We start from the raw sequence: 26,262 nt of genomic DNA, 5'->3' as shown, positions 1-26,262 counted from the left end.
AGAGTTGCGCAGATACAAGATGGGCGGCATGGTGCGGCGTCAGCTGTCACCCGTTTTCCAGTGCGGAGGTTTCGAATTGCCGCAACAGTGCATCCAGCGATGCTACGGTCGTGTCACCGCTGCCCACACTGTTGGTCCGGGCATGGCTGGCCAGCGCCGCCAAGGTACCGTCCTCGAAAAACAGACGTAGCGGCAGTTCATACAGCAGCCGTTGACGCACCAAGGCAATGGCGCGCGCCGCCAGCAGGGAATGGCCGCCGAGGCGGAAGAAATTATCCGTGGCCCCCACCCGTTCCACGCCCAGCACCTCTTGCCAGATGGCAGCCAGTGCGGTTTCGATAGGGCCTTCGGGGGCGACATATTGGTCCTGCACGGCCTCGGGTGGCGGCAGTTGTTGACGGTCCAGCTTGCCGTTGGCGGTCAGCGGGAATTGATCAAGCAACATGTAATGGGCCGGCAGCATGTAGTCGGGCAGACGTGTCGCCAGCGCGGCGCGCAAGCCATCGCGGGCCAGATCGCTGGGGGCCACCAGATAGGCGACTAGTTGTTCGCCTGCTGCGCCCTGATGAATCAGCACCACGGCATCAGTGACGCCCGGCTGGGCTTTCAAGGCAGCTTCGATTTCGCCAAGCTCGATGCGGAAACCGCGCAGCTTGACCTGCCGATCATTACGGCCGAGGTATTGCATGCCTTCTTCAAGGTGCCAACGGGCCTGATCGCCGGTGCGGTACAGACGCCCGGAACCGAAAGGATTGGGAATGAAACGTTGTGCAGTGAGTGCGGGCCGTCCCAGATAACCGCGTGCCAGCCCGGCACCGCCGATGTAGAGTTCGCCGGTGACGCCGGGCGGCACCGGATTGAGGGCATCATCCAGTACATACCAACTGAGATCGTCCAGTACTGCCCCAATGGGGCTGACGGACCGCCGGCAGTCATCAATCGTGATCGGGCGATAGCTGACATGGACCGTAGTTTCGGTGATGCCGTACATGTTGACCAATTGCGGCTGATGGTCGCCGAAGGCGTCGAACCACGGCTGCAGGCTGCCGGTGTCGAGGGCTTCACCACCAAAGATCACCAGTCGCAAACGGCCTGCATCGTTGGTGCTCAGGGCTTCCGGGATCAATTGACGGAAGGCCGATGGAGTCTGGTTGAGGACGGTTACACCTTGTTCAAGCAGCAAGCGATGAAAGTCTTGTGGCGAGCGGCTGACCAAATGCGGCACGACAACCAGACGGCCGCCATGCAGCAATGCGCCAAAGATTTCCCAGACCGAGAAGTCGAAGGCGTAAGAGTGAAACAGTGTCCAGACATCCTCCGGGCCGAAGCGGTATTGACCGGCAGTGCTCTGGAACAGTCGCGTGACGTGACGGTGCGTCAGCAAAGCGCCCTTGGGCTGACCGGTGGAGCCGGAGGTGTAAATGCAGTAGGCCAGATTGCCGGGGACGGATTGATTAGATGGATTGCTCTCTGGTTCTGCGCTGAGATCCAGAGCGCTCAGATTGATGCCCTGAACCGTGTTCACGGGGAGATCAATACCATTCTCGGAGAGCACCAGCACCGGCTGTGCATCATCGATCATGTAAGCCAGCCGCTGCGGCGGATAAACGGGATCCAACGGCAAGTAAGCGGCGCCGGCCTTGAGCACGGCCAGCAAGGTGATGATGAGATCTGGCCCCCGCTCCATGGCAACGCCGACCAGGCGTTCTGGTCCGGCACCAAGTTGGATCAGCCGATGCGCCAGCCGATTGGCGCGGCGGTTCAGTTGGTCGTAGCTGAGTTGGTCGACTGCCATTGCATGGGGGCGATGCGCAGCTTGCGCTTCGATCAGGGTATGCAGGCAGGCTTGCTCTGGGTGGTCCAGCTGTTGCGGATTCCAGTCTTGCAGCAGGGCTTGGCGCGTGGTCGCATCCTGCAGTGGCAAATCGCTGATGCGGGCAGTGGGATCGGCCACCATGCCTTCCAGTAGCAACAACCATTGGTCGGCCATGCGGTCGATGGTGGTTGCATCGAACAGGTCGGTGGCATAGGTCAGCATCAGCTCCATCCCGCCCCGGGCATCTTCGATCACGGCGACGTCAAGGTCGAACTTGGCCAGATGGCTGTCGCGCCGGACGGCCTCTACCGTCAGACCTGCGATCGGCATGCGCTCATCGGCGTCCAGCCGCTCGTGATTAAACATCACCTGAAACAAGGGCGTGTGGTTGAGGCTACGTTCGGGCTGCAGCGCTTCGACCAACTGCTCGAATGGCAGATCTTGATGGGCCTGCGCCAGTAGCACGGTTTCACGTACCTGCTCCAGCAACTGCAGGCTGTCCATGTCACTGCGCAGTTGGGCACGCAACACCTGGGTATTGACGAAGCAGCCGACCAAGCCTTCAGTTTGCAGATGATGACGATTGGCTACGGGGACTCCCACGCGCACATCTTGCTGCCCGCTCAAACGGTAAAGCAGCAGTTGCAGGCTAGCCAGCAAGACCATGAACGGCGTGGCTTGCCGGGCCCGGCCTAGAGCCTGTACGGCAGGCGCCATGGTCAGTGAGCGCCGAATGCGCGCACCGCGGTGGCTGGGCTGCGGCGGTCGAGGGCGCTCGCCGGGCAATTGCAACAGCGGTTGCTGCTGGCCCAGCGCCTGCTTCCAATAGGCGAGTTGCCGTGCGCCCTCCCCGCTGGCCAGCCATTGCGTCTGCCAAGAGGCATAGTCGAGGTACTGGATCGGCAGCGCCGGTAAGACGGCGGTGCCCTCGTAGAGTTGCCGGAATTCGCGCAGTAACACACGCATGGACCAGGCGTCGGCCAGGATATGGTGCAGGCACAGCAGCAGCACATGGCGCTGCTGCGGCAAGCGGAGCAAGGCCAGACGCATCGGCGGCCCTGCGCGTAGGTCGAACGGCTGCTGCGCATGCTGTGCTATCACCTGCGTGGCTTGCAACTGCGCCTGCGGTGGCGGAAGCTGCGTCAAGTCGATATGCGCCAGCAGTGCCGGGGCCACCGGCAGCACCTGCTGCTGCAAGCCCTGAGGAGTGTCGCGCAAGACGGTGCGCAGTATCGCATGGCGTGCCGCCAAAGCATCCAGACTGCGCTGCAACGCCGGTAGGTCCAGCGCACCGCGCAATTCCATGCCCATGGGGATGTGATAAGTGGCACTGGCAGCCCCGTCTGGTGCCAATTGCCACAGGAACCACAGCCGGCTTTGCGCCAATGAAAGCGGGCCGCTGGATTGACCCAGCGCCGGGATTAAGACTTGCGGTGCACGGTCCTGTCGGCGTTCGATTTGTTGCGCCAGTGCCCGCAGATTGCGGCTCTCGAACAGACTGCGCAAGGCGATACGCCGTCCAAGCTGGTGCTCCAGACGCGACGCCACCTGTGTCGCCAACAAGGAATGTCCGCCGAGGGCAAAGAAGTTGTCGCTGGCGCCGACCTGAGGCACGCCCAGCACGTCTTGCCAGATGGTGGCGATAGCGGTCTCGGTGGGGCCGGCAGGAGCAATAAAGGCTTCATGCTCCGGCGCCACCGACGGCAATTGCTTGCGGTCGATCTTGCCGTTGGCGGTAAGTGGCAACTGCTCCAGTCGCACCCATTGCGTAGGCAACATGTAGTCAGGCAGACAGGCCGCCAATTGCTGTTGCAGCGACGCCTGATCGAACCCGGCATCGGTCACCAGATATGCCACCAGCCGCCCTTCACGCAGTACCACTACGGCCTGACGCACCTCGGCATGCGCCAGCAGATGGGCTTCGATCTCGCCCAGTTCGATGCGGAAGCCGCGTAATTTGACCTGATCATCGATGCGCCCGACATAGTCGATAGCGCCATCCGGCAAGCGTCGCGCCAGATCACCGGTGCGATACAGGCGCGCGCCCGGAGCACTGCAGGGATCGGGGATGAAGCGCTCAGCCGTCAAGCCGGGACGGCCACGATAACCGCGTGCTACCCCGTCGCCACCGATATAGAGCTCGCCCACCACATTGGCTGCGCACACCTGCATGGCCGCGTCCAGCACGTGCAGTTGTGTGTTGCCGATGGGGCCACCCAGCAGCGGTTTGGGAGCATCGATGGTGAGTAGCTGGCGCGCCGACCAGATCGTAGTTTCGGTGGGGCCGTACACATTCCACACATGTGCTCCGGTGGCCAGCAGGCGCGCAGCCAGGTCTGCTGGCAAGGCTTCGCCGCCGCACAACAGTGTGCGTCCATGCAGCAGCGTGAGGTTGTCTTGTTCGCTGAGCATGCGCCATGTTGACGGGGTGGCCTGAATTACCGAGATGTCATGCTGGGCAATGAGCGCTAGCAACTGGCGCGGGTCTTGTGCCTGATCTCGGCTGCTGAGCACCAGTTGTGCGCCCTGTAACAGCGGCAGCCAGATTTCCAGACCGGCGATGTCGAAAGACAGGGAAGTCAGGCCCAGAATGCGGTCGTCGCGCGTCAGGCCCGGGGCCTGTGCCATGGTGTACAGGAAATTGACCAGATTGCCATGGCTGATCATCACGCCCTTGGGCTTGCCGGTGGAACCGGAGGTGTAGATGCAATAGGCCAGATTGGCCGGTGTTACCGTGCTGGTGACCACCTCGGTGCTGAGTTCTGGCAGGCCGTCAATGATGAGGCGCTGGCCGGCCATGGGCGGCAGATTGACGCTGGATTGGGTCAGCAACAGCAATGGCTGGGCATCGTTGGCCATGTCTGCCAGACGCTGGGCGGGATAGGCGGGGTCCAGCGGCAGATAGGCGCCGCCGGCCTTGAGGATGGCCAGCAGGCTGATGATCTGTATCGGTCCGCGTGGCATGGCCACGCCCACCAGCACATCCGGCCCCACACCAAGTGCCTGCAGGTGGACGGCCAGGCTGTTGGCGCGCTGTTGCAGTTCGCCATGGGTCAGGTGTTGGTGATCCATGATGAGGGCGATCTCGCCCGCACGCTCGTGGACGCGTTGCTCAATCAGTTGGTGCAGGCACGCCGTACGCGGATAGTCCATGGCGCTGGCGTTGGCTTGCTGTATCTGTGCCAGTTCTGCTGTGGGCAACAGCGGCAGTGCGTCCAGAGGTGCATCGGGATTAGCCACCACCGCTTCCAACAACTGCTGCCAGTACTCGCTCAGGCGACCAATGGTAGCGGCTTCAAACACGTCGCTGGCGTAGGTGAAGGCGCCGCGAACACTGCCGTCCAGCTCCAGTGTGTTCAGTTCGAGGTCGAACTTGGCGGATTGGACTTCCGAGGGCGCAATGCTGACCCGCAAGCCGGCCACATCACTCAGGTCGGCCTGCCGCCGGCCCGCCTGCAGGTGGCTGAACATCACCTCGAACAGCGGTGATGCCATGCTGCGCTCAGGTCGCAAGGCTTCCACCACCTGCTCGAAAGGCAGGTCCTGATGTGCCTGTGCGCCCAGCACGGCTTGACGCACCTGTTCCAGCAAGCTGCCGAAGGACTGCCGACCGCCCGGCGTCGCCTGAATCACTTGGGTATTGAGAAACAGCCCCACCATGCGTTCACATTCGTGGCGATCTCGGTTGGCCACGGCGATACCGATACGTTGCGGGCACGCTTCTTTCTGCCCACTCAGCCTGAACAGCAAGGCATGAAATGCCGTCAGCATCAGCGTAAACAGGCTGGTATCCTGGCTGCGCGCCAGTTGAATGAGCGCAGTCGACAGCGACAGCGGCAAAGCGAAACGGTGTTGCGCGCCCTGCATGGTCCGCCCGGGCCCGGGCACTCGCATGTGGTCCACCGGCAAGGCCAACGGTGCGGATTGTCCGACCAGCGTCTGACGCCAATAAACTAGTTGGCTGGCGCCCTCGCCCGCCTCCAGCATATGGCGCTGCCACAGGGCGTAGTCGGCGTAGCTGACGGTGGCCGGCGGCAACGTGACCGGCTGCTGCCGGACATGTGCCGCATACAACAGCATCAGCTCGTCGATGCAGACGCGCAAAGAGCGCTCGTCGGCCACGATGTGATGCAGCACCAACGAGAGCCAATGCGACTGTGGTCCCGGCCCCAACTCCAACTGCAGCAAGCTTGCGCGCACCAGCGGATCCCGGGCCAGATCGAACGGCGCTGCGACCTGCGCGGCAATGGCAGCACGCGCGGCCGACTCCGTCTGAGGATCGGCGATTTGCTGCAGCGTGATGCCATGTGCGGTGCTATCGGCGGCACGTACGCTGGCGATCACCTGCCCATCTGGGCCGGCATGGAAGCTGCTACGCAATACCGCGTGGCGTCGCACCAGCTGGCCCAGTGCCGACGATAGCGCGGCGACGTCCAATGCGCCTTCCAGATGCAGTACCAAGTTGATGTGATAAGCGCTGTCGTCCGGCGCCAAACGCCACAGGAAATACATGCGCGTCTGGGCGTGCGAAGCCGGCGCGCCGGTGGCGGCCGCGATGCCGGCGGGTAGCGGCAGCAGGCTCGGGTCAATGCCCTCGGCGCGCATACGCTGCCAAAGGTCGCGGCGTTTGGCGGTGGGCAGGTCGATGAAACGACGTGCCAGTTGCAAGGATTTCTGTTGATCCAGCTTCATGCTTCGGTCTCCGAGAGCAAGGCATCGATGCGCTCTGACATCGTGCCGCCCAATCCGTCGCCGGCGGTAGCGTCGAGTTCTGCCGCCAGCTGGGCGATGGTGCCGGACTCAAACATGCTGCGCAGGGGCAGCACCAGGCCCAGCTCGTGGCGCACCCGCGCCGTGACCTGAGCGGCCAGCAACGAATGACCGCCAATGTCGAGAAAGTGCTCGTCGACCCCCACTTCGTCGATGTCCAAAACCTCGCGCCAGATGCGCGCCAGCTCCAGCTCCATGGGACTGCGTGGCGCCAGCTTGGGTCCGCCGCCCGGTTCCGTGTGCTGGCCAGATTGTGGTGGCGGCAAGGCCTTCAGGTCGACCTTGCCGTTGATCATCAACGGAATGGAAGCGACCGGCTGCAGTGACGGCGGCACCATGTATTCGGGCAAGCCCGCCCGCAGATGCAGGCGCAGGCTTTCCTGGTCAATCTGCTGCCCACCCTCCTGCGCCACCCAATAACCGGCCAGTTGTTTGCCCGAAGGCGTGTCCAGCGCCACCACCACGGCATCGGCCACGCCGGGATGGCCCTTGATGCGCTCGCTGATTTCGCCTAACTCAATACGGAAGCCACGAATCTTGACCTGATGATCAAGTCGTCCCAGATAGCGGATGGCACCTTCCGTGCCCCACAGCCCGAGGTCACCGGTACGATACAGCCGCTGGCCGGCCGGCCCGAACGGGTCAGGCACGAAGCGTTCGGCGCTCAGGCCTGGTCGGCCGAAGTAGCCACGCGCCAGACCGATGCCGCCGATGTACAGCTCGCCCGGCACGCCCGGTGGGACTGCATGCATCTCGGGGTCGAGAATGTGAATGCAGGTGTCATGAACCGGATAGCCGATCGGAATGCTGGCGGCACGGTCATCGCTGCAGTTCCAGTAAGAGGTAAAAATCAGTGCCTCGGTGGGGCCATAGCGGTTGTGCAGGGACACCCATGGCAGGCTGGCGAACAACAGCCCTTGCAAGTCGGCGCTGAGCGCATCGCCCCCAGAAAACACTCGGAGCAGGCTGGTGCAGGCGCACGCATCGGGATCGGCCAGGAACTGCCGCATCATGGCTGGCACGAAATGCACGAACTGGATAGCGTGACGCCGGATCAACGCACACAGTCGCTGCGGATCCTTGTGCTCATCGGGTTCGGCGATGACCATGCGGGCACCGCTGACCAGCGGCAGGAACAGCTCCCAGACCGAGACATCGAAGCTGAACGGCGCCTTGTGCAGCAGGATGGTATCGGGCCCTACGCCGTAGTGCTCGCGCATCCACAGCATGCGGTGGGCCAGACCTTGGTGGGTATTGACGACGGCCTTGGGTTGGCCGGTCGAGCCCGAGGTATAGATGCAATAGGCCAAATTGTCGGGCGCGGCCAATGACGGTAGATCGTCATCGGGCTGGGATGCGGCCTGCTCCCAGTCGGCATCGACCCGCCATACCGGCGGCAGTATGCCAGCCGGCAGGCGTGCTTGCAGGTGGGCCTGCGTCAGCACCAGACGCGGCGCCATGTCCTGCAGCATGAACGACAAGCGCTCGGCCGGATGGTCCACATCCAGCGGCAGATAGGCGCCACCGGCCTTGAGGATGGCCAGCAAAGCCACCAACAGTTCGGTGCTGCGCGTCATGGCCACCGCCACCACGGTGTCCGGCCCCACGCCCTGGTCGCGTAACCAGTGCGCCAGTCGGTTACTGCGGGTATTGAGTTCACCATAGCTCATCTGGCGCTGTGCAAACACCAGCGCCACGGCCTGCGGTTGACGCGCCGCCTGCTGCTGGAACAATGCGGTCACATCATGCTGATGTACATACCCGCTGCCGGCCCGTGGTGCACTCCACTGCGCCAGTTGCTGTTGTTGCGCCGTGTCCGGCATTTGCAGCTGGCCCACGGTCAGACCGCTGGCGCAGGCTTGCGTCATCTGCATCAGCAAGTGCTGCAGATGACCATGCAAGGCGTCAATGCGGACCTCACTGAAATGACGTCGCAGCCAGGTGTACTCGAACCGCAACTGCGTCCCAGCCTCAACCGCGATGGTCAGCGGATAGTGCGGCGTTTCGTGGTCGGCCACCTTGGACAAGCTGAAGCTGCGCGCGCAGCGTTTGCGCAGCGCCTGGTCGGTGGGATAGTTGTCGAACACGATAATGGTGTCAAACAACGCCCGCCCGGCTTGTCCTGTTTGTCCTGTGGCGTCGCTGGCAGCGGACCAGCTCTGGATCTGCTGCAACGGGGTCTGCTCGTACTCGCGCATGTCCAGATTGTGTTCCTGTAACGCCTGCAGCCAATCGGTGACGACCTGCCCAGGGTCCGGGGCAGCGATCACAGGCAAGGTGTTGATGAACAGTCCAAGAATCGCCCCCGCGTGCGGCAAGTCGGCCGGACGACCGGCAACGGTGGCGCCGAAGGCCACCTGGCTGCGGTTGCAATAGCGCTGCAACAGCACGATCCAGGCAGCTTGCACCAATGTATTGAGGGTGATCCGGCTGGTCTGGGCGAAGCGCTGCAGGGCTTGCGTCGCTGCGCTCGTCAGGCGGTGGGTGCGGACCTGATGCGTGGCTTCGCCTGCGCCCACTGTTGGTCGCTCGTGCGCCAGCACGTTGGCCAGCAAGGTCGGTTCCGGCAACTGACGCAGGCGCGCCAGCCAGAATTGGCGCGCCGGCTCCTGTTCGCGGGCAGCCAGCCAGGCAATATGTTCACGATAACCAGGCGCGGGCTGGCTGGCGCCGGCCTCGCCCAAGTAGTGGCGCCACACCTCCGCCATCAGCGCTGCGGTGCTCCAGCCATCCATCAGCAAATGATGATGGGTCCAGATGAACTGGTACCGCTGGGTGCCGGGGCCGATGTGGGCCAGGATCAGTTTTTGCAGCGGCGCCTGCGCCAGCTCGAAACCTTGTTGCAGAGCATGCTGCTGCAAGTCCTGCAAACGGGCCTGCTGCGCCGGCGGCGCAAGCTGCCGAAGATCTTCCAGCGCGACCGGCATGCGGGCGTGGCGATACACCACCTGCAAAGCCTGCGCCGGCCCACGTCCTGCCGGGATGACGAAACCGGTTCGAAGGATCGGATGGCGCGTCACCACATGCTGCCAGGCGGCAATGAAACGGGAGGCGTCCAGGCCATCGATATCCAGCACCAGCTGATTCAGGTAGACGCCCTGTCCGGGCTCCAGCAAGGTATGGAACAGAATGCCCTGCTGCAGCGGCGCGGCGGGATACAAGTCTTCCACCCTGGACCAATCCACCGGTAAGTCGTCCAGATCTTGTTGGCTGAGGTCGGCCAGCGGGAAGTCACTGGGGGTGACGGCGGCGCGGGTGCTGCTATCCAGACAATGTTGCGCCATCGTTTCCAGCGTTTGCTGCCAATCCTGCAGCAAGCTGTTGATGGTCGGTGCATGGTATTGCTGCGGGCTGAATTCACAAGTGAAGCGCAGTTGCCCGTCACGCACCGCGCCGTTGAAGACCAGCCAGTTGTCCAGCGGCGCCTGTTGCGAGCGGCTGGCACCGAGTTCTCCGCTGACCAGACGCAAACCATCCTGCTGGGCGGTCAGGCTGTCGAATTGACCAAGGTAGTTGAAGGTCACGCGGGGCTGGCCCAGTGTCGGCGCTTCTAGCGCGGGATGCCGTGACAAGTGGCGCAGGATGCCATATCCCAGTCCGCGTTGCGGTACCGCGCGCAGTTGCTGTTTGACGGTCTTGATCGCGGCAGCCGTGCCGTCATCTGCAAACGGTCCCAGTCGCACCGGATAGACACTGGTGAACCACCCCACCGTACGGCTCAGGTCGATGGCGCCGTCTTCGTCCTCGCGACCGTGGCCTTCAAGTTCGACCAGCAACGAGGTCTGGCCGCTCCACCGGCACAGGCACCGCGTCAGTGCCGCCAGCAGGATGTCTTCGATGCGGGTGCGATATGGTGCATGTACCTCGCGCAGCAGTGTGGCGGTCAGCGTGCGCTCCAACGCCATGCCAGCCTGGCCGCGTTCGGCCAGATTGCACGGGGCACCCGGCAGTTCACGCGGGAAGTCCGGCGCATTTTCAAGCTGCGCATGCCAGAACGGCAACTGCGCCAGCAACGCCGGAGCGGCCGCCAACTGATGCAGATGCTGCGCCCAGCGCTTGAAGGAGGCACTGGGCGCGGCCAGCGCCCCCCCCTTGCACAGGGTGTTGAGGTCTTCGACCAGAATCCGCCACGATACGCCATCGACCACCAGGTGATGCGCCACCAGCAACAGGCGGCGCTGGCCATCCGGCCATTGCGCCAGAACCGCTTTGAGCAAGGCCGGTCGTGCCAGATCGAATCCGGCTTGCACGCGGTTGGCAAGCTGCGCCATGTCTGCATCGCCTTGCACCTGATAGCATTGCAGCAGTGCCGCCTCGTCGGTCTGACCATAAAACTGGCGCCATTGGCCGGCCGTCAGCGTAAAGGCCAGGCGCAGTCCTTCGTGATGGCGCACCAGTGTGGTCAGGGCCTGCGCTAGCGTGGCCGGCCTCAGCTGCGACGGCACGCTCAGCAGGATCGCCTGGTTCCAGTGATGGCGCTGCGCCATGGGTCGCTGCAGGAACCACGATTGCACCGGCGTCAGCGGCACATCACCACTGCGCTGTTCCAGATGTTTCTGCTGGTCTGCTTGCGGCGGCGCTGTGCCGACGATGGCGGCCAGCGCACGGATGTGCTGATGCAAGAAGATATCCTTCGGATGCAGGCGGATCGCCGCTGTACGGGCGCGGGCCACCATCTGTAGAGAGATGATCGAATCCCCCCCCAGTTCGAAGAAATTATCCGTGGCCCCTACCCGTTCCACGCCCAGCACCTCTTGCCAGATGGCGGCCAGTGCGGTTTCGATAGGGCCTTCGGGGGCGACGTATTGGTCCTGCACGGCCTCGGGTGGCGGCAGTTGTTGACGGTCCAGCTTGCCGTTGGCGGTCAGCGGGAATTGATCAAGCAACATGTAATGGGCCGGCAGCATGTAGTCGGGCAGACGTGTCGCCAGCGCGGCGCGCAAGCCATCGCGGGCCAGATCGCTGGGGGCCACCAGATAGGCGACTAGTTGTTCGCCTGCTGCGCCCTGATGAATCAGCACCACGGCATCAGTGACGCCCGGCTGGGCTTTCAAGGCAGCTTCGATTTCGCCAAGCTCGATGCGGAAACCGCGCAGCTTGACCTGCCGATCATTACGGCCGAGGTATTGCATGCCTTCTTCAAGGTGCCAACGGGCCTGATCGCCGGTGCGGTACAGACGCCCGGAACCGAAAGGATTGGGAATGAAACGTTGTGCAGTGAGTGCGGGCCATCCCAGATAACCGCGTGCCAGCCCGGCACCGCCGATGTAGAGTTCGCCGGTGACGCCGGGCGGCACCGGATTGAGGGCATCATCCAGTACATACCAACTGAGATCGTCCAGTACTGCCCCGATGGGGCTGACGGACCGCCGGCAGTCATCAATCGTGATCGGGCGATAGCTGACATGGACCGTAGTTTCGGTGATGCCGTACATGTTGACCAATTGCGGCTGATGGTCGCCGAAGGCGTCGAACCATGGCTGCAGGCTGCCGGTGTCGAGGGCTTCACCACCAAAGATCACCAGTCGCAAACGGCCTGCATCGTTGGTGCTCAGGGCTTCCGGGATCAATTGACGGAAGGCCGATGGAGTCTGGTTGAGGACGGTTACACCTTGTTCAAGCAGCAAGCGATGAAAGTCTTGTGGCGAGCGGCTGACCAAATGCGGCACGACAACCAGACGGCCGCCATGCAGCAATGCGCCAAAGATTTCCCAGACCGAGAAGTCGAAGGCGTAAGAGTGAAACAGTGTCCAGACATCCTCCGGGCCGAAGCGGTATTGACCGGCAGTGCTCTGGAACAGTCGCGTGACGTGACGGTGCGTCAGCAAAGCGCCCTTGGGCTGGCCGGTGGAGCCGGAGGTGTAAATGCAGTAGGCCAGATTGCCGGGGACGGATTGATTAGATGGATTGCTCTCTGGTTCTGCGCTGAGATCCAGAGCGCTCAGATTGATGCCCTGAACCGTGTTCACGGGGAGATCAATACCATTCTCGGAGAGCACCAGCACCGGCTGTGCATCATCGATCATGTAAGCCAGCCGCTGCGGCGGATAAGCGGGATCCAGCGGCAAGTAAGCGGCGCCGGCCTTGAGCACGGCCAGCAAGGTGATGATGAGATCTGGCCCCCGCTCCATGGCAACGCCGACCAGGCGTTCTGGTCCGGCACCAAGTTGGATCAGCCGGTGCGCCAGCCGATTGGCGCGGCGGTTCAGTTGGTCGTAGCTGAGTTGGTCGACTGCCATTGCATGGGGGCGATGCGCAGCTTGTGCTTCGATCAGGGTATGCAGGCAGGCTTGCTCTGGGTGGTCCACCTGTTGCGGATTCCAGTCTTGCAGCAGGGCTTGGCGCGTGGTCGCATCCTGCAGTGGCAAATCGCTGATGCGGGCGGTGGGATCAGCGACCATGCCTTCCAGTAGCAACAACCATTGGTCGGCCATGCGGTCGATGGTGGTTGCATCGAACAGGTCGGTGGCATAGGTCAGGATGGCATCCATCTGACCTTGGCCGTTGACGATCACCGTCAGGTCGAGGTCGAACTTGGCCACATGCACGGCGCGATCCAGCTGGCGTACCGACATGCCCGGCCATGTCTCCCAATGTCCCTGATTTTGCTGTTGGTAATTGAACATGGCCTGGAACAACGGATGGTGGCTAAGGCCGCGCTGCGGCTGCAATGCCTCCACCAACTGGTCGAACGGCAGGTCCTGTTGGCCTTGCGCCTGAATCACGGTATCCCGCACCTGTGCCAGCAACTGCGCCACCCGCATGTCGTCCGTCAGTATGGCCTGCATCACCTGCGTATTAATGAAGCACCCGACCACCTCTTCGGTTTCGCTGCGCTGGCGATTGGCCATGGGGACGCCAACGCGTACCTGGGCTTGTCCAGACAGTCGGTGCAACAACAATTGGAAACCTGCCAACAGCAACATGAACGGCGTGGCTCCGTGATGGCGCGCCTGTTCGTGTAAAGCCTTCACCAGCGGCGCCGGCAACCGGCACCGCAACGCTGCGCCCTGCCAGCTGGATTGCGCCGGCCGCGCGCGGTCGTGTGGCAGCGCCAGCAGTGTATGGTCCTGGCCCAGCACGGTGCGCCAATAAGCCAACTGGCGTTCGCCCTCGCCCGCCTCCAGCCAGGCGCGCTGCCAGACGGCATAGTCGGAATAGCGCAAGGCAGGCGCCGCCGCTTCCACATCAACATCAGCATCAACAGCGGCAGGATCGCAGTGTTGGGAATACCGCAGCGCCAGTTCCTGCATCAGCAGTTGCAAAGACCAGCCATCGGCCACGATATGGTGCAGGCACAACAGTAGCACGTGGCGTGCCGGTGCCAGACGCACCAAGGCCACCCGCATCAGGACGTCTGTGGTCAGATCAAAAGGTGCCAGCCCATGGCGCTGGGTGGCAGCAGCCAAGGCCTGTTGCTGGGCGGTGCCGATCAGCGCGGACAGATCGATCCATTCCAGCGCGAAGCTGCGGGTCGTATGGACCACTACCGTCGGCTGACCGTCGCGTTCGATAAAGTTGCTGCGCAACACCGGATGGCGCTGAGCCAGTCCTTCGAAAGCGGCGGACAGTGCGCTGGTATCGAGCTCGCCCTCCAATTCCAGTGCGCCGGGAATGTTGTACAGGGCACTGTCAGGCGCCAACTGCCACAGGAACCACAGCCGTGACTGCGACAGCGACGGCTGGTCTTCATGACCCAGCGCCGGGGGAATCGGAAACTGGCGCAAATCGATACCGGCATCCTGCAATTGCTGCCAGAACAATTTCCGCTTTGCCGCAGGCAAGGCGAGGAAGCGGCGTACGGTGGCGATCTGTTGGTCCATGTCGGGTCTGTTTGCTTGGGTTAAGGGCTACTGCTCCAGTGCAGCGAGCAGATCGGCCGCACGGGCACTGGCTTGCGCGCTGTCGGGCACGGCACCAGACGTCAGGCTGTCGATATGGCGAGCCAGTTGGGCCGGCGTCAGCAATTCAAAAAACACCTGTAGCGGCAGGCTCACTTGTAGTTGCCGCTGTACGCGCGCCATGACGCGCGTCGCCAACAAGGAATGTCCGCCGAGGGCAAAGAAGTTGTCGCTGGCGCCGACCTGAGGCACGCCCAGCACGTCTTGCCAGATGGTGGCGATAGCGGTCTCGGTGGGGCCGGCAGGAGCAATAAAGGCTTCATGTTCCAGCGCCACCAACGGCAATTGCTTGCGGTCGATCTTGCCGTTGGCGGTAAGTGGCAACTGCTCCAGTCGCACCCATTGCGTAGGCAACATGTAGTCAGGCAGACAGGCCGCCAATTGCTGTTGCAGCGACGCCTGATCGAACCCGGCATCGGTCACCAGATATGCCACCAGCCGCCCTTCACGCAGTACCACTACGGCCTGACGCACCTCGGCATGCGCCAGCAGATGGGCTTCGATCTCGCCCAGTTCGATGCGGAAGCCGCGTAATTTGACCTGATCATCGATGCGCCCGACATAGTCGATAGCGCCATCCGGCAAGCGTCGCGCCAGATCACCGGTGCGATACAGGCGCGCGCCCGGAGCACTGCAGGGATCGGGGATGAAGCGCTCAGCCGTCAAGCCGGGACGGCCACGATAACCGCGTGCTACCCCGTCGCCACCGATATAGAGCTCGCCCACCACATTGGCTGCGCACACCTGCATGGCCGCGTCCAGCACGTGCAGTTGTGTGTTGCCGATGGGGCCACCCAGCAGCGGTTTGGGAGCATCGATGGTGAGTAGCTGGCGCGCCGACCAGATCGTAGTTTCGGTGGGGCCGTACACATTCCACACATGTGCTCCGGTGGCCAGCAGGCGCGCAGCCAGGTCTGCTGGCAAGGCTTCGCCGCCGCACAACAGTGTGCGTCCATGCAGCAGCGTGAGGTTGTCTTGTTCGCTGAGCATGCGCCATGTTGACGGGGTGGCCTGAATTACCGAGATGTCATGCTGGGCAATGAGCGCTAGCAACTGGCGCGGGTCTTGTGCCTGATCTCGGCTGCTGAGCACCAGTTGTGCGCCCTGTAACAGCGGCAGCCAGATTTCCAGACCGGCGATGTCGAAAGACAGGGAAGTCAGGCCCAGAATGCGGTCGTCGCGCGTCAGGCCCGGGGCCTGTGCCATGGTGTACAGGAAATTGACCAGATTGCCATGGCTGATCATCACGCCCTTGGGCTTGCCGGTGGAACCGGAGGTGTAGATGCAATAGGCCAGATTGGCCGGTGTTACCGTGCTGGTGACCACCTCGGTGCTGAGTTCTGGCAGGTCGTCAATGATGAGGCGCTGGCCGGCCATGGGCGGCAGATTGACGCTGGATTGGGTCAGCAACAGCAATGGCTGGGCATCGTTGGCCATGTCTGCCAGACGCTGGGCGGGATAGGCGGGGTCCAGCGGCAGATAGGCGCCGCCGGCCTTGAGGATGGCCAGCAGGCTGATGATCTGTATCGGTCCGCGTGGCATGGCCACGCCCACCAGCACATCCGGCCCCACACCAAGTGCCTGCAGGTGGACGGCCAGGCTGTTGGCGCGCTGTTGCAGTTCGCCATGGGTCAGGTGTTGGTGATCCATGATGAGGGCGATCTCGGCCGCACGCTCGTGGACGCGTTGCTCAATCAGTTGGTGCAGGCACGCCGTACGCGGATAGTCCATGGCGCTGGCGTTGGCTTGCTGTATCTGTGCCAGTTCTGCTGCGGGCAACAGCGGCAGTGCGTCCAGAGGTGCATCGGGATTGGCCACCACCGCTTCCAACAACTGCTGCCAGTACTCGCTCAGGCGACCAATGGTAGCGGCTTCAAACAGATCCTCGGCGTAGGTGAAGCTGGCCTGCAATTCGTCCCGGCTGGTTTCCTGCAACGCCAGCTCGAGGTCGAACTTGGCGATCACGTGAGCACGCGGCATTTCCTGCAAGGCAGCCTGCCCCAGATGAGGCAACAACGTGGCATCGGCCTGACGATAATCGAAGGCGACCTGAAACAACGGATGGCGATCTAGGCTGCGTGCCGGTTGCAGGACTTCCACCAACTGCTCGAAGGGCAATTCCTGATGCGACTGCGCCTGCATCACCACTTCCCGCACTTGGGCCAGTAGCGCCCACAGACTGCCAGCTCCATCAATCTGCGTGCGCATGACCTGAGTGTTGAGGAAACATCCTACCAGGCCCTCGGTCTCCAGTCGGGGGCGATTGACCACCGGAACGCCGACGGCGACATCGGCTTGTCCGCCCAGACGCCATAACAGGCACTGGAACAGGGCCAGTTGCGCCATGAACGGAGTGGCACCGGCACGTCGCGCCAGTTCGAGTACGCTACGCGCGAGCGGCGCCGGTAAGCGCAGCAGCAGCTGCCCACCCCGATGGCTGGGTTGGCGCGGACGGACATGGTCGGTCGGCAGGCGGGCCTGCTCCGGCAAGCCTGCCAGTGCTTGCTGCCAATAATGCAGCTGGCGTTGAGCGTGGCCGGCGGCCAGCCACTGCTGCTGCCAGTCGGCATAGTCGGCGTATTGCACCGGCAGCGGCAACAGTGTGTCACCGCGATACAGGGCCGTCAGTTCCTGAATCAGCAACTGTACGGTACGGGCATCGGCCACGATGTGATGCAGGCTGATCTGCAGGTATTGGACGCCATCAGCTGCATCAGCTGTTTCCGCCACGGCAATGCGCCATGCCGGTCCCTGCGTCAGATCGAAGGGCATTTGTGCTTGCTGTTCCAGCCAGTCAAGCGCATTCTGCCGATCCGCCGCGTGATGCCATTGCGGGCGCACCACCGCTTGTGTGAGGATGTCTTGCTGCACCAGCCCATCATGCTGCTCGAAGCGAGTGCGCAGCATCGCCTGACGCTGTGCCAGCGCCAGCACGGCGTGTTCCAGAGCGGCAGGATGGAGCCGGGCCGACAGCGAAAAGCGGCGTGTGATGTGATACGCGGTGCTGCCCGGTGCCAGTTGCCACAGGAACCAGAGGCGCTGCTGTAGCGGCGATAGCGGGGCCTGATGCCTGTCTTGCGCGATGATTCCGGGACCGACATTGCCGGGCGTGACGAGCGCGGCCAGAGCGCCCAGCTGCGGTGCCTCGAAAACGGCGCGCAGAGGCAAATTGGCGCCCAGGTGGTGGCTCACTCGCGCCACCACTTGAGTTGCCAGCAGCGAGTGCCCTCCCAGTTCGAAGAAATTATCCGTGGCCCCTACCCGTTCCACGCCCAGCACCTCTTGCCAGATGGCAGCCAGTGCGGTTTCGATAGGGCCTTCGGGGGCGACATATTGGTCCTGCACGGCCTCGGGTGGCGGCAGTTGTTGACGGTCCAGCTTGCCGTTGGCGGTCAGCGGGAATTGATCAAGCAACATGTAATGGGCCGGCAGCATGTAGTCGGGCAGACGTGTCGCCAGCGCGGCGCGCAAGCCATCGCGGGCCAGATCGCTGGGGGCCACCAGATAGGCGACTAGTTGTTCGCCTGCTGCGCCCTGATGAATCAGCACCACGGCATCAGTGACGCCCGGCTGGGCTTTCAAGGCAGCTTCGATTTCGCCAAGCTCGATGCGGAAACCGCGCAGCTTGACCTGCCGATCATTACGGCCGAGGTATTGCATGCCTTCTTCAAGGTGCCAACGGGCCTGATCGCCGGTGCGGTACAGACGCCCGGAACCGAAAGGATTGGGAATGAAACGTTGTGCAGTGAGTGCGGGCCGTCCCAGATAACCGCGTGCCAGCCCGGCACCGCCGATGTAGAGTTCGCCGGTGACGCCGGGCGGCACCGGATTGAGGGCATCATCCAGTACATACCAACTGAGATCGTCCAGTACTGCCCCGATGGGGCTGACGGACCGCCGGCAGTCATCAATCGTGATCGGGCGATAGCTGACATGGACCGTAGTTTCGGTGATGCCGTACATGTTGACCAATTGCGGCTGATGGTCGTCGAAGGCGTCGAACCATGGCTGCAGGCTGCCGGTGTCGAGGGCGTCACCACCAAAGATCACCAGTCGCAAACGGCCTGCATCGTTGGTGCTCAGGGCTTCCGGGATCAATTGACGGAAGGCCGATGGAGTCTGGTTGAGGACGGTTACACCTTGTTCAAGCAGCAAGCGATGAAAGTCTTGTGGCGAGCGGCTGACCAAATGCGGCACGACAACCAGACGGCCGCCATGCAGCAATGCGCCAAAGATTTCCCAGACCGAGAAGTCGAAGGCGTAAGAGTGAAACAGTGTCCAGACATCCTCCGGGCCGAAGTGGTATTGACCGGCAGTGCTCTGGAACAGTCGCGTGACGTGACGGTGCGTCAGCAAAGCGCCCTTGGGCTGGCCGGTGGAGCCGGAGGTGTAAATGCAGTAGGCCAGATTGCCGGGGACGGATTGATTGGATGGATTGCTCTCTGGTTCTGCGCTGAGATCCAGAGCGCTCAGATTGATGCCCTGAACCGTGTTCACGGGGAGATCAATACCATTCTCGGAGAGCACCAGCACCGGCTGTGCATCATCGATCATGTAAGCCAGCCGCTGCGGCGGATAAGCGGGATCCAGCGGCAAGTAAGCGGCGCCGGCCTTGAGCACGGCCAGCAAGGTGATGATGAGATCTGGCCCCCGCTCCATGGCAACGCCGACCAGGCGTTCTGGTCCGGCACCAAGTTGGATCAGCCGGTGCGCCAGCCGATTGGCGCGGCGGTTCAGTTGGTCGTAGCTGAGTTGGTCGACTGCCATTGCATGGGGGCGATGCGCAGCTTGCGCTTCGATCAGGGTATGCAGGCAGGCTTGCTCTGGGTGGTCCACCTGTTGCGGATTCCAGTCTTGCAGCAGGGCTTGGCGCGTGGTCGCATCCTGCAGTGGCAAATCGCTGATGCGGGCGGCGGGATCAGCGACCATGCCTTCCAGTAGCAACAACCATTGGTCGGCCATGCGGTCGATGGTGGTTGCATCGAACAGGTCGGTGCTGTATTCGAACACGGCGTTGAGCTCATCTTCAATCTCGCTGGTGTGCAGGCTGAGGTCGAACTTGGTGCTAGGCAGCGTGGTATCCAGCAGGCTGATATCGAGTCCCGGCAAGCGACGCAGTGTTTCGACATGACGGACCTGATGATTGAAGACCACCTGAAACAGAGGCGTATGTGCCATGCTACGCGCTGGCTGCAGCGCTGCCACGACTTGTTCAAACGGCAGATCCTGATGCTGCTGGGCATCCAGCACCACATTGCGGACATGGGCAAGCAAGCCCTGCAGGTTGCTGCTGCTGGCAGTATCGATCCGTAGCGCCAGCATGTTGACGAAGAAGCCGATCAGGGCTTCTGTCTCCTGCCAGCGGCGATTGGCGACTGGCATGCCAATGGTGAGATCGGCTGCCGCGCCGTGGTGGCGCAACAGCAGTGCAAAGCTGCTCAGCAAGGCCATCGAGAGCGAGGCATCTGCGTTGCGTGCCAGAATGCGCAAGCCACTGGTGACATGGTGCGGGATGCGCCGCCGGATCCACGCGCCGGCGCCGCTACGCACAGTCGGACGCGGATGGTCATAGGGCAATGCGGGCAGTGCGTCGGCGCCGTTCAGACGCGCTAGCCAGTAGTTGCGCTGGGCTGGCCAGTCGGTTTGCGTCTGCGCTTGGTGTTGCCAGGCGGCATAGTCGGCGTACTGGATGGGCAGCGGCTGCCAGTCTGGAAGCCGGCCGGCGCAGGCAGCCTGATAAGCCAGCACCAGTTCTTCATACAGCAGGTTGAGTGACCAGCCATCGCCACAGATGTGGTGCATGGACAAGACAAGCACATGGTCGTCGCAATTGCCCTGTTCTCCCGTGCGCGCCAGCAGTAGCGCGCGCAGCAAGGGACCTTGCGTCAGATCGAAAGGTAGACGGTCCAGACGTTCGCGCAGGGCGGGCAACGCGCTGTCCGGCAGGTCGGGCGGCAGCGTGTCGTGCGCCAGCACCAATTGCGCATCCGCAGCCGCATGGACATGCTGCCGGGCGGAGGTGCCTGCCGGGATGAATACTGTGCGCAGGCTCTCGTGGCGCGCCACGAGCGCATCCAGTGCCGACTGCAGGGCCGCCACATTGAGCTGGCCCCGCCAGTGCATGGCCTGGGTCAGGTTATAAGCACGGCTTTGCGGATCCAGCGCCCACAGCAACCATAGCCGCTCCTGCGCATGCGACATGGGCAAGGCGCGCGACCGGTCTGCTCGGGGGACGGTGACCGGCGCCTGCCTGGTGGCACCCTCGCCGATACCATTTTTATCGTGGAGCCCCTGCGCCAGCGCGGCAATACTTTGCTGCTCGAAGATCTGCCGAGGACTGAGCTTGATGCCGCGCTTGCGCGCACGCGCGATGATCTGCAGGCTGAGGATGGAGTCCCCACCCAAAGCAAAGAAATTGTCATGAATGCCAATCTGCTCGCACTTGAGTACCTCTGCCCAGATGGCGGCCAGAGTTTCTTCCAGCGGATTGCGGGGCTTTGCGGCGCCGACGGCCTCTGCCAGCGGCGAGGCAAAACGGGGCAGACGCTGGCGATCGAGCTTGCCATTGGCCGTCAGTGGCAGCGCATTTAGGCGCTGCAAGGACGCCGGCTGCATATAATCGGGCAACAGGGCCTGCAAAGCATCCTGAAGCGCCGCTGGTTGTGGGGCATCTGGCGCACCGGCAGTGTAATAGGCGTGCAGGCGCAGTTTGTCGGGTTCGTGTTCGTCAGCCAGCGTTACCACCACTGCCTGATCCACCCCCGTCAGGCCGCGCAGCACCTGCGCCACCTCGCCGGGCTCCACCCGATAGCCACGGATCTTGACCTGATCGTCGGCGCGGCCGAGGAACTCGATACTGCCGTCACTGCGGTAACGGGCGCGGTCGCCGGTGCGGTAGAGCCGTTCGCCAGAGTCAGTAAAGGGATCCGGCACGAACCGTTCGGCGCTCAGGTCTGCGCGACCGTGATAGCCGCGTGCCACGCCCACACCACCCAGATAGAGTTCGCCCGGCACACCCGGCGGAAGCCGTTGCAGATGGGCATCAAGGATGCTGGCGCGCATGCCGGGTAAGGGCATACCGACTGGTAATGGAGTGGCCGGCAGCGACAGCTTGTCCATCACATGGGTGAGCACGCCGACAGTGGTTTCGGTGGGGCCGTAGTGGTTGATTACGCGGCACTCCGGGCGCAAGGTGCGCAACTGGTGCAGCAGCTCGACCGGCGCAGTCTCGCCGCCAATGATCAAGGTATGCCAAGGCAATGCACCCTGAGCATCGGCCGCATGCAGTAAGGCACTCAGATGGCTCGGCACGATTTTCAGCACCCCGATGTGGCATTGGCGCAGATAAGCGGCAAAGGCATCCGGATCGAAACAGACCTGTGGCGCCAGCAGATGCAAGGTGTGACCGCCGCACAATGCGCCGAACAGTACCGTGTGCCCGAGGTCAGCTGCTGGCGTCGACACCATGGCCATGGCCAGCGGCTCCTTGGCAGCCAGGCGTTGCAGCAGACCACCGGTGTAGTTGGCCAATGCCGCGTGACTAACCACTACGCCCTTGGGACGGCCGGTCGAACCCGAGGTGTAGATGATATAAGCCGCTTGTTGCGGATGGGGAAGCGGCAGCGCCGGCAGTCCTGACGGTTGCACTGCTGCTTGCGGGTACCCTGCCAGCGACAGGCACACCAGCCCTTCCGGCTGTGACGCCATCCATGACAGGTGTTGCGGCGCACCCAGCACGATTCGGGCGCCGCAATCGGCCAACTGCCCTCGCAGGCGGGCCGCCGGCAGTTCGGGATCCAGCGGCACGTGGATGCCCCCCGCCTTCATCACCGCCAGCATGCCCACCACCAGATCGGCTGAGCGCGGCGCGCACACCGCTACCGGCGTTTCCGTCGTGACGCCGGCCTCAATCAAGGTGTGCGCCAGACTGGTAGCAGCCTGTTCCAGCTGCGCATAACTGAGCTGCTGTGTGGCGTCGCTCAGCGCGGTTTGTTCGGGGTGCGCCATTGCCATGGCCTGAAACATCTGCAGCACGCTACCGACCTGCAGCGCCGGATCTGGCCCTGTCGACCATTCCACCAACTGCTGCTGTTGCTGTGGTCCGAGCAAGGCGATCTGATCGATAGAACGGTCGCTGTGCGCGGCGGCTTCGTCGGCAAATACTGTCAATTGCGCCGCCAGGCGTGCAATGCGGTCAGCATCGAATAAAGCGGTTGCGTATGTGAAGCAGCCGTCGATGTGCGCGCCGAGGTCGGTGGCGTCCAGACTCAGCTCGAAATGGCTGTGCAGCACCGGGCTGTCGCGCATTGTGAAAGCCAGTCCGCCACCCTGCCAGTGGCGTTCGATCGGTACCATCATCGTGAATTTGGCATCGAACAACGGATTGCCCTTGGCGCTGCGCTGCGGGTTGAGCGCTTCCACCAGTTGGTCGAACGGCAGATCCTGATGCTGCTGGGCCTGGATGAAGTTGTCGCGCACGCGACAGAGCAAAGTGTCGAAGCTGGGCGCCCCCGTCAGATCCGTACGCAGCACCTGGGTGTTGACGAAAAAGCCGAGCATGGCTTCGGTCTCAGGATGGGGACGATTGGCGTTGGGTACGCCGATCCAGATGTCCTGCTGGCCGCTGTGGCGATACAGTACCGCCTTGAAGCAGGCCAGCAAGAACATAGCCAGCGTCACCCCGGACGTCTGACAAAACGACTTGATGCGATCGCTCACGTCCGGCGTCAGGCTGAAATAGTGGTGAGCGCCGGCATCGCCTTGCGCGGTGGCGCGCGGCCGGTCGCTGGGCAGTTCCAGCCGAGTCACATGGCCGCCCAGTTGACGCGTCCAGTAGTCCAGTTGACGCGCCCGCTCGCCCTGCTCCATCCAGCGTCGCTGCCAGGCAGCGTATTGCGGATATTGCAACGGCAACGGCGCCAACGTCAGCGGCGCGCCGCCGGCGTGATGGGCATACAGCGCGCGCAACTCGTCCGGCAGCAAGGCCAAGGACCAGCCGTCACTGATGCTGTGGTGCATTGTCAGCAGCAACTGATGCATTTGTGGACCTAGCACCAGCAAACGGGCCCGCAGCAACGGACCATGCTGCAAATCGAAGGGGCGGTGTGCTTCATGGCGCGCGAGTTCGGCGGCATGTTGCGGTGTCAACGGCGTATCGAGGGTACCCTCCACCGGCAGCACCACCGGCCCGGGGTCAGCCACGCATTGCCAGGCTTGGCCATCTTGCTCCGCAAAGTGAGTGCGCAATGCGGCGTGGCGCGCTACCAGGCTCGCTAAGGTCCGTTCCAATGCCGGCAGATTGAGCGGGCCTTGCAGATCGATGATGTTCGACAAATTGTAGGCCGGACTGGCCGGATCCAGCTGCCACAGGAACCATAGCCGCTGCTGGGCATAGGACAAGGGCGCACGCGACTGGTCGGGCTGAGCTTGCGTCTGTTCCAAGGCATAGGCCGCAGGCCCGGCGTCGGGCAGCAAGCCCTTGGCGCGCAACATGGTCAGCGCTGCCTGGCGTTGTAACGGTGACATTCCTTCCAGAGCATCCAGAACCGAAGACATGCTTTCTCACTTTCCGTTGTCGGCGGCGATCACCTGCCGCAAGTCGTATTCGGACATCTCCTTTACCTCGGCCAGCATGCGCGCCACTTCGTCCGAGGCGGCCAGCGGCTGAGCCAGGCCCGATTGCGCGCGCAAGGTGTCGATGCGTGCCGCCAGTGCGCCCAGCGTGGGTAAGTCGAAAATATCCTGCATCTCCAGCGCCACGGCGAACTGGCGTCGGACCCGGGCCAACAGTTGATTGGCGCTGAGCGATTGCCCTCCGCAGGCAAAGAAGCTGTCTTCCACACCGAACGCGCGCGCGCCCAGCAAGGTCTGCCACAACCCGGCCAGCGCTAGCTCGGTGGCACTGGCCGGGGCAGCGCCCTTGGCATTGACGGGAGCCTGGCGGGCGTCGAACAGCGCATGAAAGATGAAATCCGGATTGCGCTGCAGCGTCAGACAAGAGGATCGCTGCAGCTTGCCGCTGGTGGTGCGGGGCAAGGTACCGGGGTGCAGCAACATGACCAGATCCGGTGCTTGGCCCACAGCCTGCGCCACGGCGTCGCGTACGGCGTCGATCAAATCTTGCGGCATTTGCTTGCGTTGCGTGGCGCGCGCCACCTCAGCAGCCACGCCGATGCCTTCGATACCATCCGTCACCACCGGGAATGCTGCCACGCGGCCGCTGCGTAGCGCTGGCACGGCGCTTTCGAGATACATTTCGAGGTCTTGCGGGTAGATGTTGTGGCCGCGCAGAATGATGGTGTCCTTGAGCCGGCCGCTGATATACAGGTGACGCTGATGCAGAAAGCCCAGGTCACCGCTACGCAGCCAGCGGCGGCCCTCCTGCTGTGGGAAGGCCGCAATGCTGGCCTCGGGATTGTTCCAGTAGCCGTCGGCAATGCTGGGCCCAGCGATCTGCACCTCGCCGATTACACCGTCTTCCCGTACCTTACCGCTGGCCGGATCGACAATTCGGATCTCGTGCGCGCGCACTGGCAGACCTGAACTGACCAGACGAACGGCATCTGCAGCGCCCGACACTTGCAGGCGCCCGCCCGCCAGTGCCACCGGATCGGCATCGACATGGCGCACCCCGGTCAGCGGCAAGCCGCCAGTGATCACCAGTGTGGACTCGGCCAGGCCGTAGCAGCAGTACAGCGCCCGGGCATCGAAACCGGCGGCGGCGAAACGGCTGGCAAAGCTGTGCATGGTCTTGGCGCGCACTGGTTCTGACGCGCAAAAGGCCACCCGCCACTGGCTCAGATTGAGCGACTTCAGGGTGCTGTCAGACAGCCGTTCGACGCACATGCGGAAGGCGAAATCAGGCCCGCCGCTGTGGGCGCCGCCATGCCGGCTGATCGCCTTGAGCCAGCGAGCCGGGCTTTCCTGAAAATGTGCGCCGGTCATCAGCACCAGGCAGCCGCCCCAGCGCAGCGACTGCAGCATGGCACCGATGAGCCCCATGTCGTGATATAAGGGCAGCCAGCTGACGGTGACGTCGGTGTCGCGCAAGCCCATGCTGTCGCGCATGGCCTGGGTATTGGCGATCAGATTGGCGTGCGTCACACGCACGCCCTTGGGCGTGGAGGTCGAACCCGAGGTGTATTGGAGGAAGGCCAGGCCACTGTGTGCCATGCCGGGCAGTTCTTGCCGCGTGGTGAGTTGGTCAGTATCGGGGGCGAATTCAGCGCCGGTGTCCGTGGTTTTGATCAGATCATCGGTGGCGATCAGGCGCGGCAGCCGTGGCAACTGCAGCGCTTGCAGCCAGACGGCGGTGTGCGGCAGATGTGCCAGATCGGTGAGCACCAGTGCCGTCTGCGCGTCACGCGCCATACTTTGCAGACGCTGGCGATGCTCCTGATGGGCGGCATCCGCCGGATAGGCCGGCACCGCAACAATCCCGGCATACAGGCAGGCGAAGAAGGCCATCACATAGGCCGGTCCATTTTCATACATCAGCAGCGCCCGCTCTCCGGAGCGGGTAGATGTGAGTAATTCGACCGCCAGCGCCGTGACCTGGCGGTCCAGTTCGGCGTAGCTTGCCTGATAGGTCACGGTGTCGCCATCGCCGAGAAATTTCAGCGCGATACGCTCGGGTGTCTGGCGGGCATGATGGCGCAGTTCGCTGGCAATATTGTTTGCCGTCGGCGTGCGCAGCCGAGTGACTTGGGCGGCGGGCGTGTTTGGAGGCATGTTGATTGTTCCTGGAAAGATGGCTAAGCCCATGCATGCGAGGCA

Annotated in this window: 4 protein-coding genes; all 4 read right to left on the bottom strand. The window is 63.1% G+C overall.

Features of this window, described 5'->3' with window-relative positions; translation table 11 throughout:
* Window positions 1-46: 46 nt before the first annotated feature.
* Genes RC54_RS11930 through RC54_RS11915 form a run of 4 tightly spaced genes read right to left on the bottom strand, consistent with a single transcriptional unit; the run spans window position 47 to window position 26,217 of the window.
* A complete protein-coding gene (locus RC54_RS11930) occupies window positions 47-6,508 on the bottom strand; it encodes a non-ribosomal peptide synthetase (protein WP_123020442.1) in 6,462 nt (2,153 codons plus the stop codon).
* Window positions 6,505-14,409, bottom strand: coding sequence for a non-ribosomal peptide synthetase (locus RC54_RS11925; RefSeq protein ID WP_123020441.1), 7,905 nt, complete (start codon window positions 14,407-14,409; stop codon window positions 6,505-6,507). The genes RC54_RS11930 and RC54_RS11925 overlap by 4 nt, the downstream gene beginning before the upstream one ends.
* Window positions 14,410-14,436: 27 nt before the next feature.
* A complete protein-coding gene (locus RC54_RS11920) occupies window positions 14,437-24,012 on the bottom strand; it encodes a non-ribosomal peptide synthetase (protein WP_208652677.1) in 9,576 nt (3,191 codons plus the stop codon).
* Window positions 24,013-24,048: 36 nt separating this feature from the next.
* Window positions 24,049-26,217 carry an AMP-binding protein gene (locus tag RC54_RS11915; RefSeq protein WP_061790398.1) on the bottom strand — a complete coding sequence of 723 codons (2,169 nt, stop codon included), beginning with the start codon at window positions 26,215-26,217 and terminating at the stop codon, window positions 24,049-24,051.
* Window positions 26,218-26,262: the final 45 nt, after the last annotated feature.

Origin of the sequence: Herbaspirillum rubrisubalbicans (genome assembly GCF_003719195.1) — a bacterium.
Taxonomy (GTDB): Bacteria; Pseudomonadota; Gammaproteobacteria; order Burkholderiales; family Burkholderiaceae_D; genus Herbaspirillum; species Herbaspirillum rubrisubalbicans.
Note: the sequence above shows the minus strand (reverse complement) of the source record. Positions and strands in the feature narration are given on the sequence as shown.

Bases quoted from the DNA above. Each gene is read 5' to 3' on its own strand.
- RC54_RS11930 (WP_123020442.1), bottom strand. From the start codon at position 6,508: ATGAAGCTGGATCAACAGAAATCCTTGCAACTGGCACGTCGTTTCATC.
- RC54_RS11925 (WP_123020441.1), bottom strand. From the start codon at position 14,409: ATGGACCAACAGATCGCCACCGTACGCCGCTTCCTCGCCTTGCCTGCG.
- RC54_RS11920 (WP_208652677.1), bottom strand. From the start codon at position 24,012: ATGTCACCGTTACAACGCCAGGCAGCGCTGACCATGTTGCGCGCCAAG.
- RC54_RS11915 (WP_061790398.1), bottom strand. From the start codon at position 26,217: ATGCCTCCAAACACGCCCGCCGCCCAAGTCACTCGGCTGCGCACGCCG.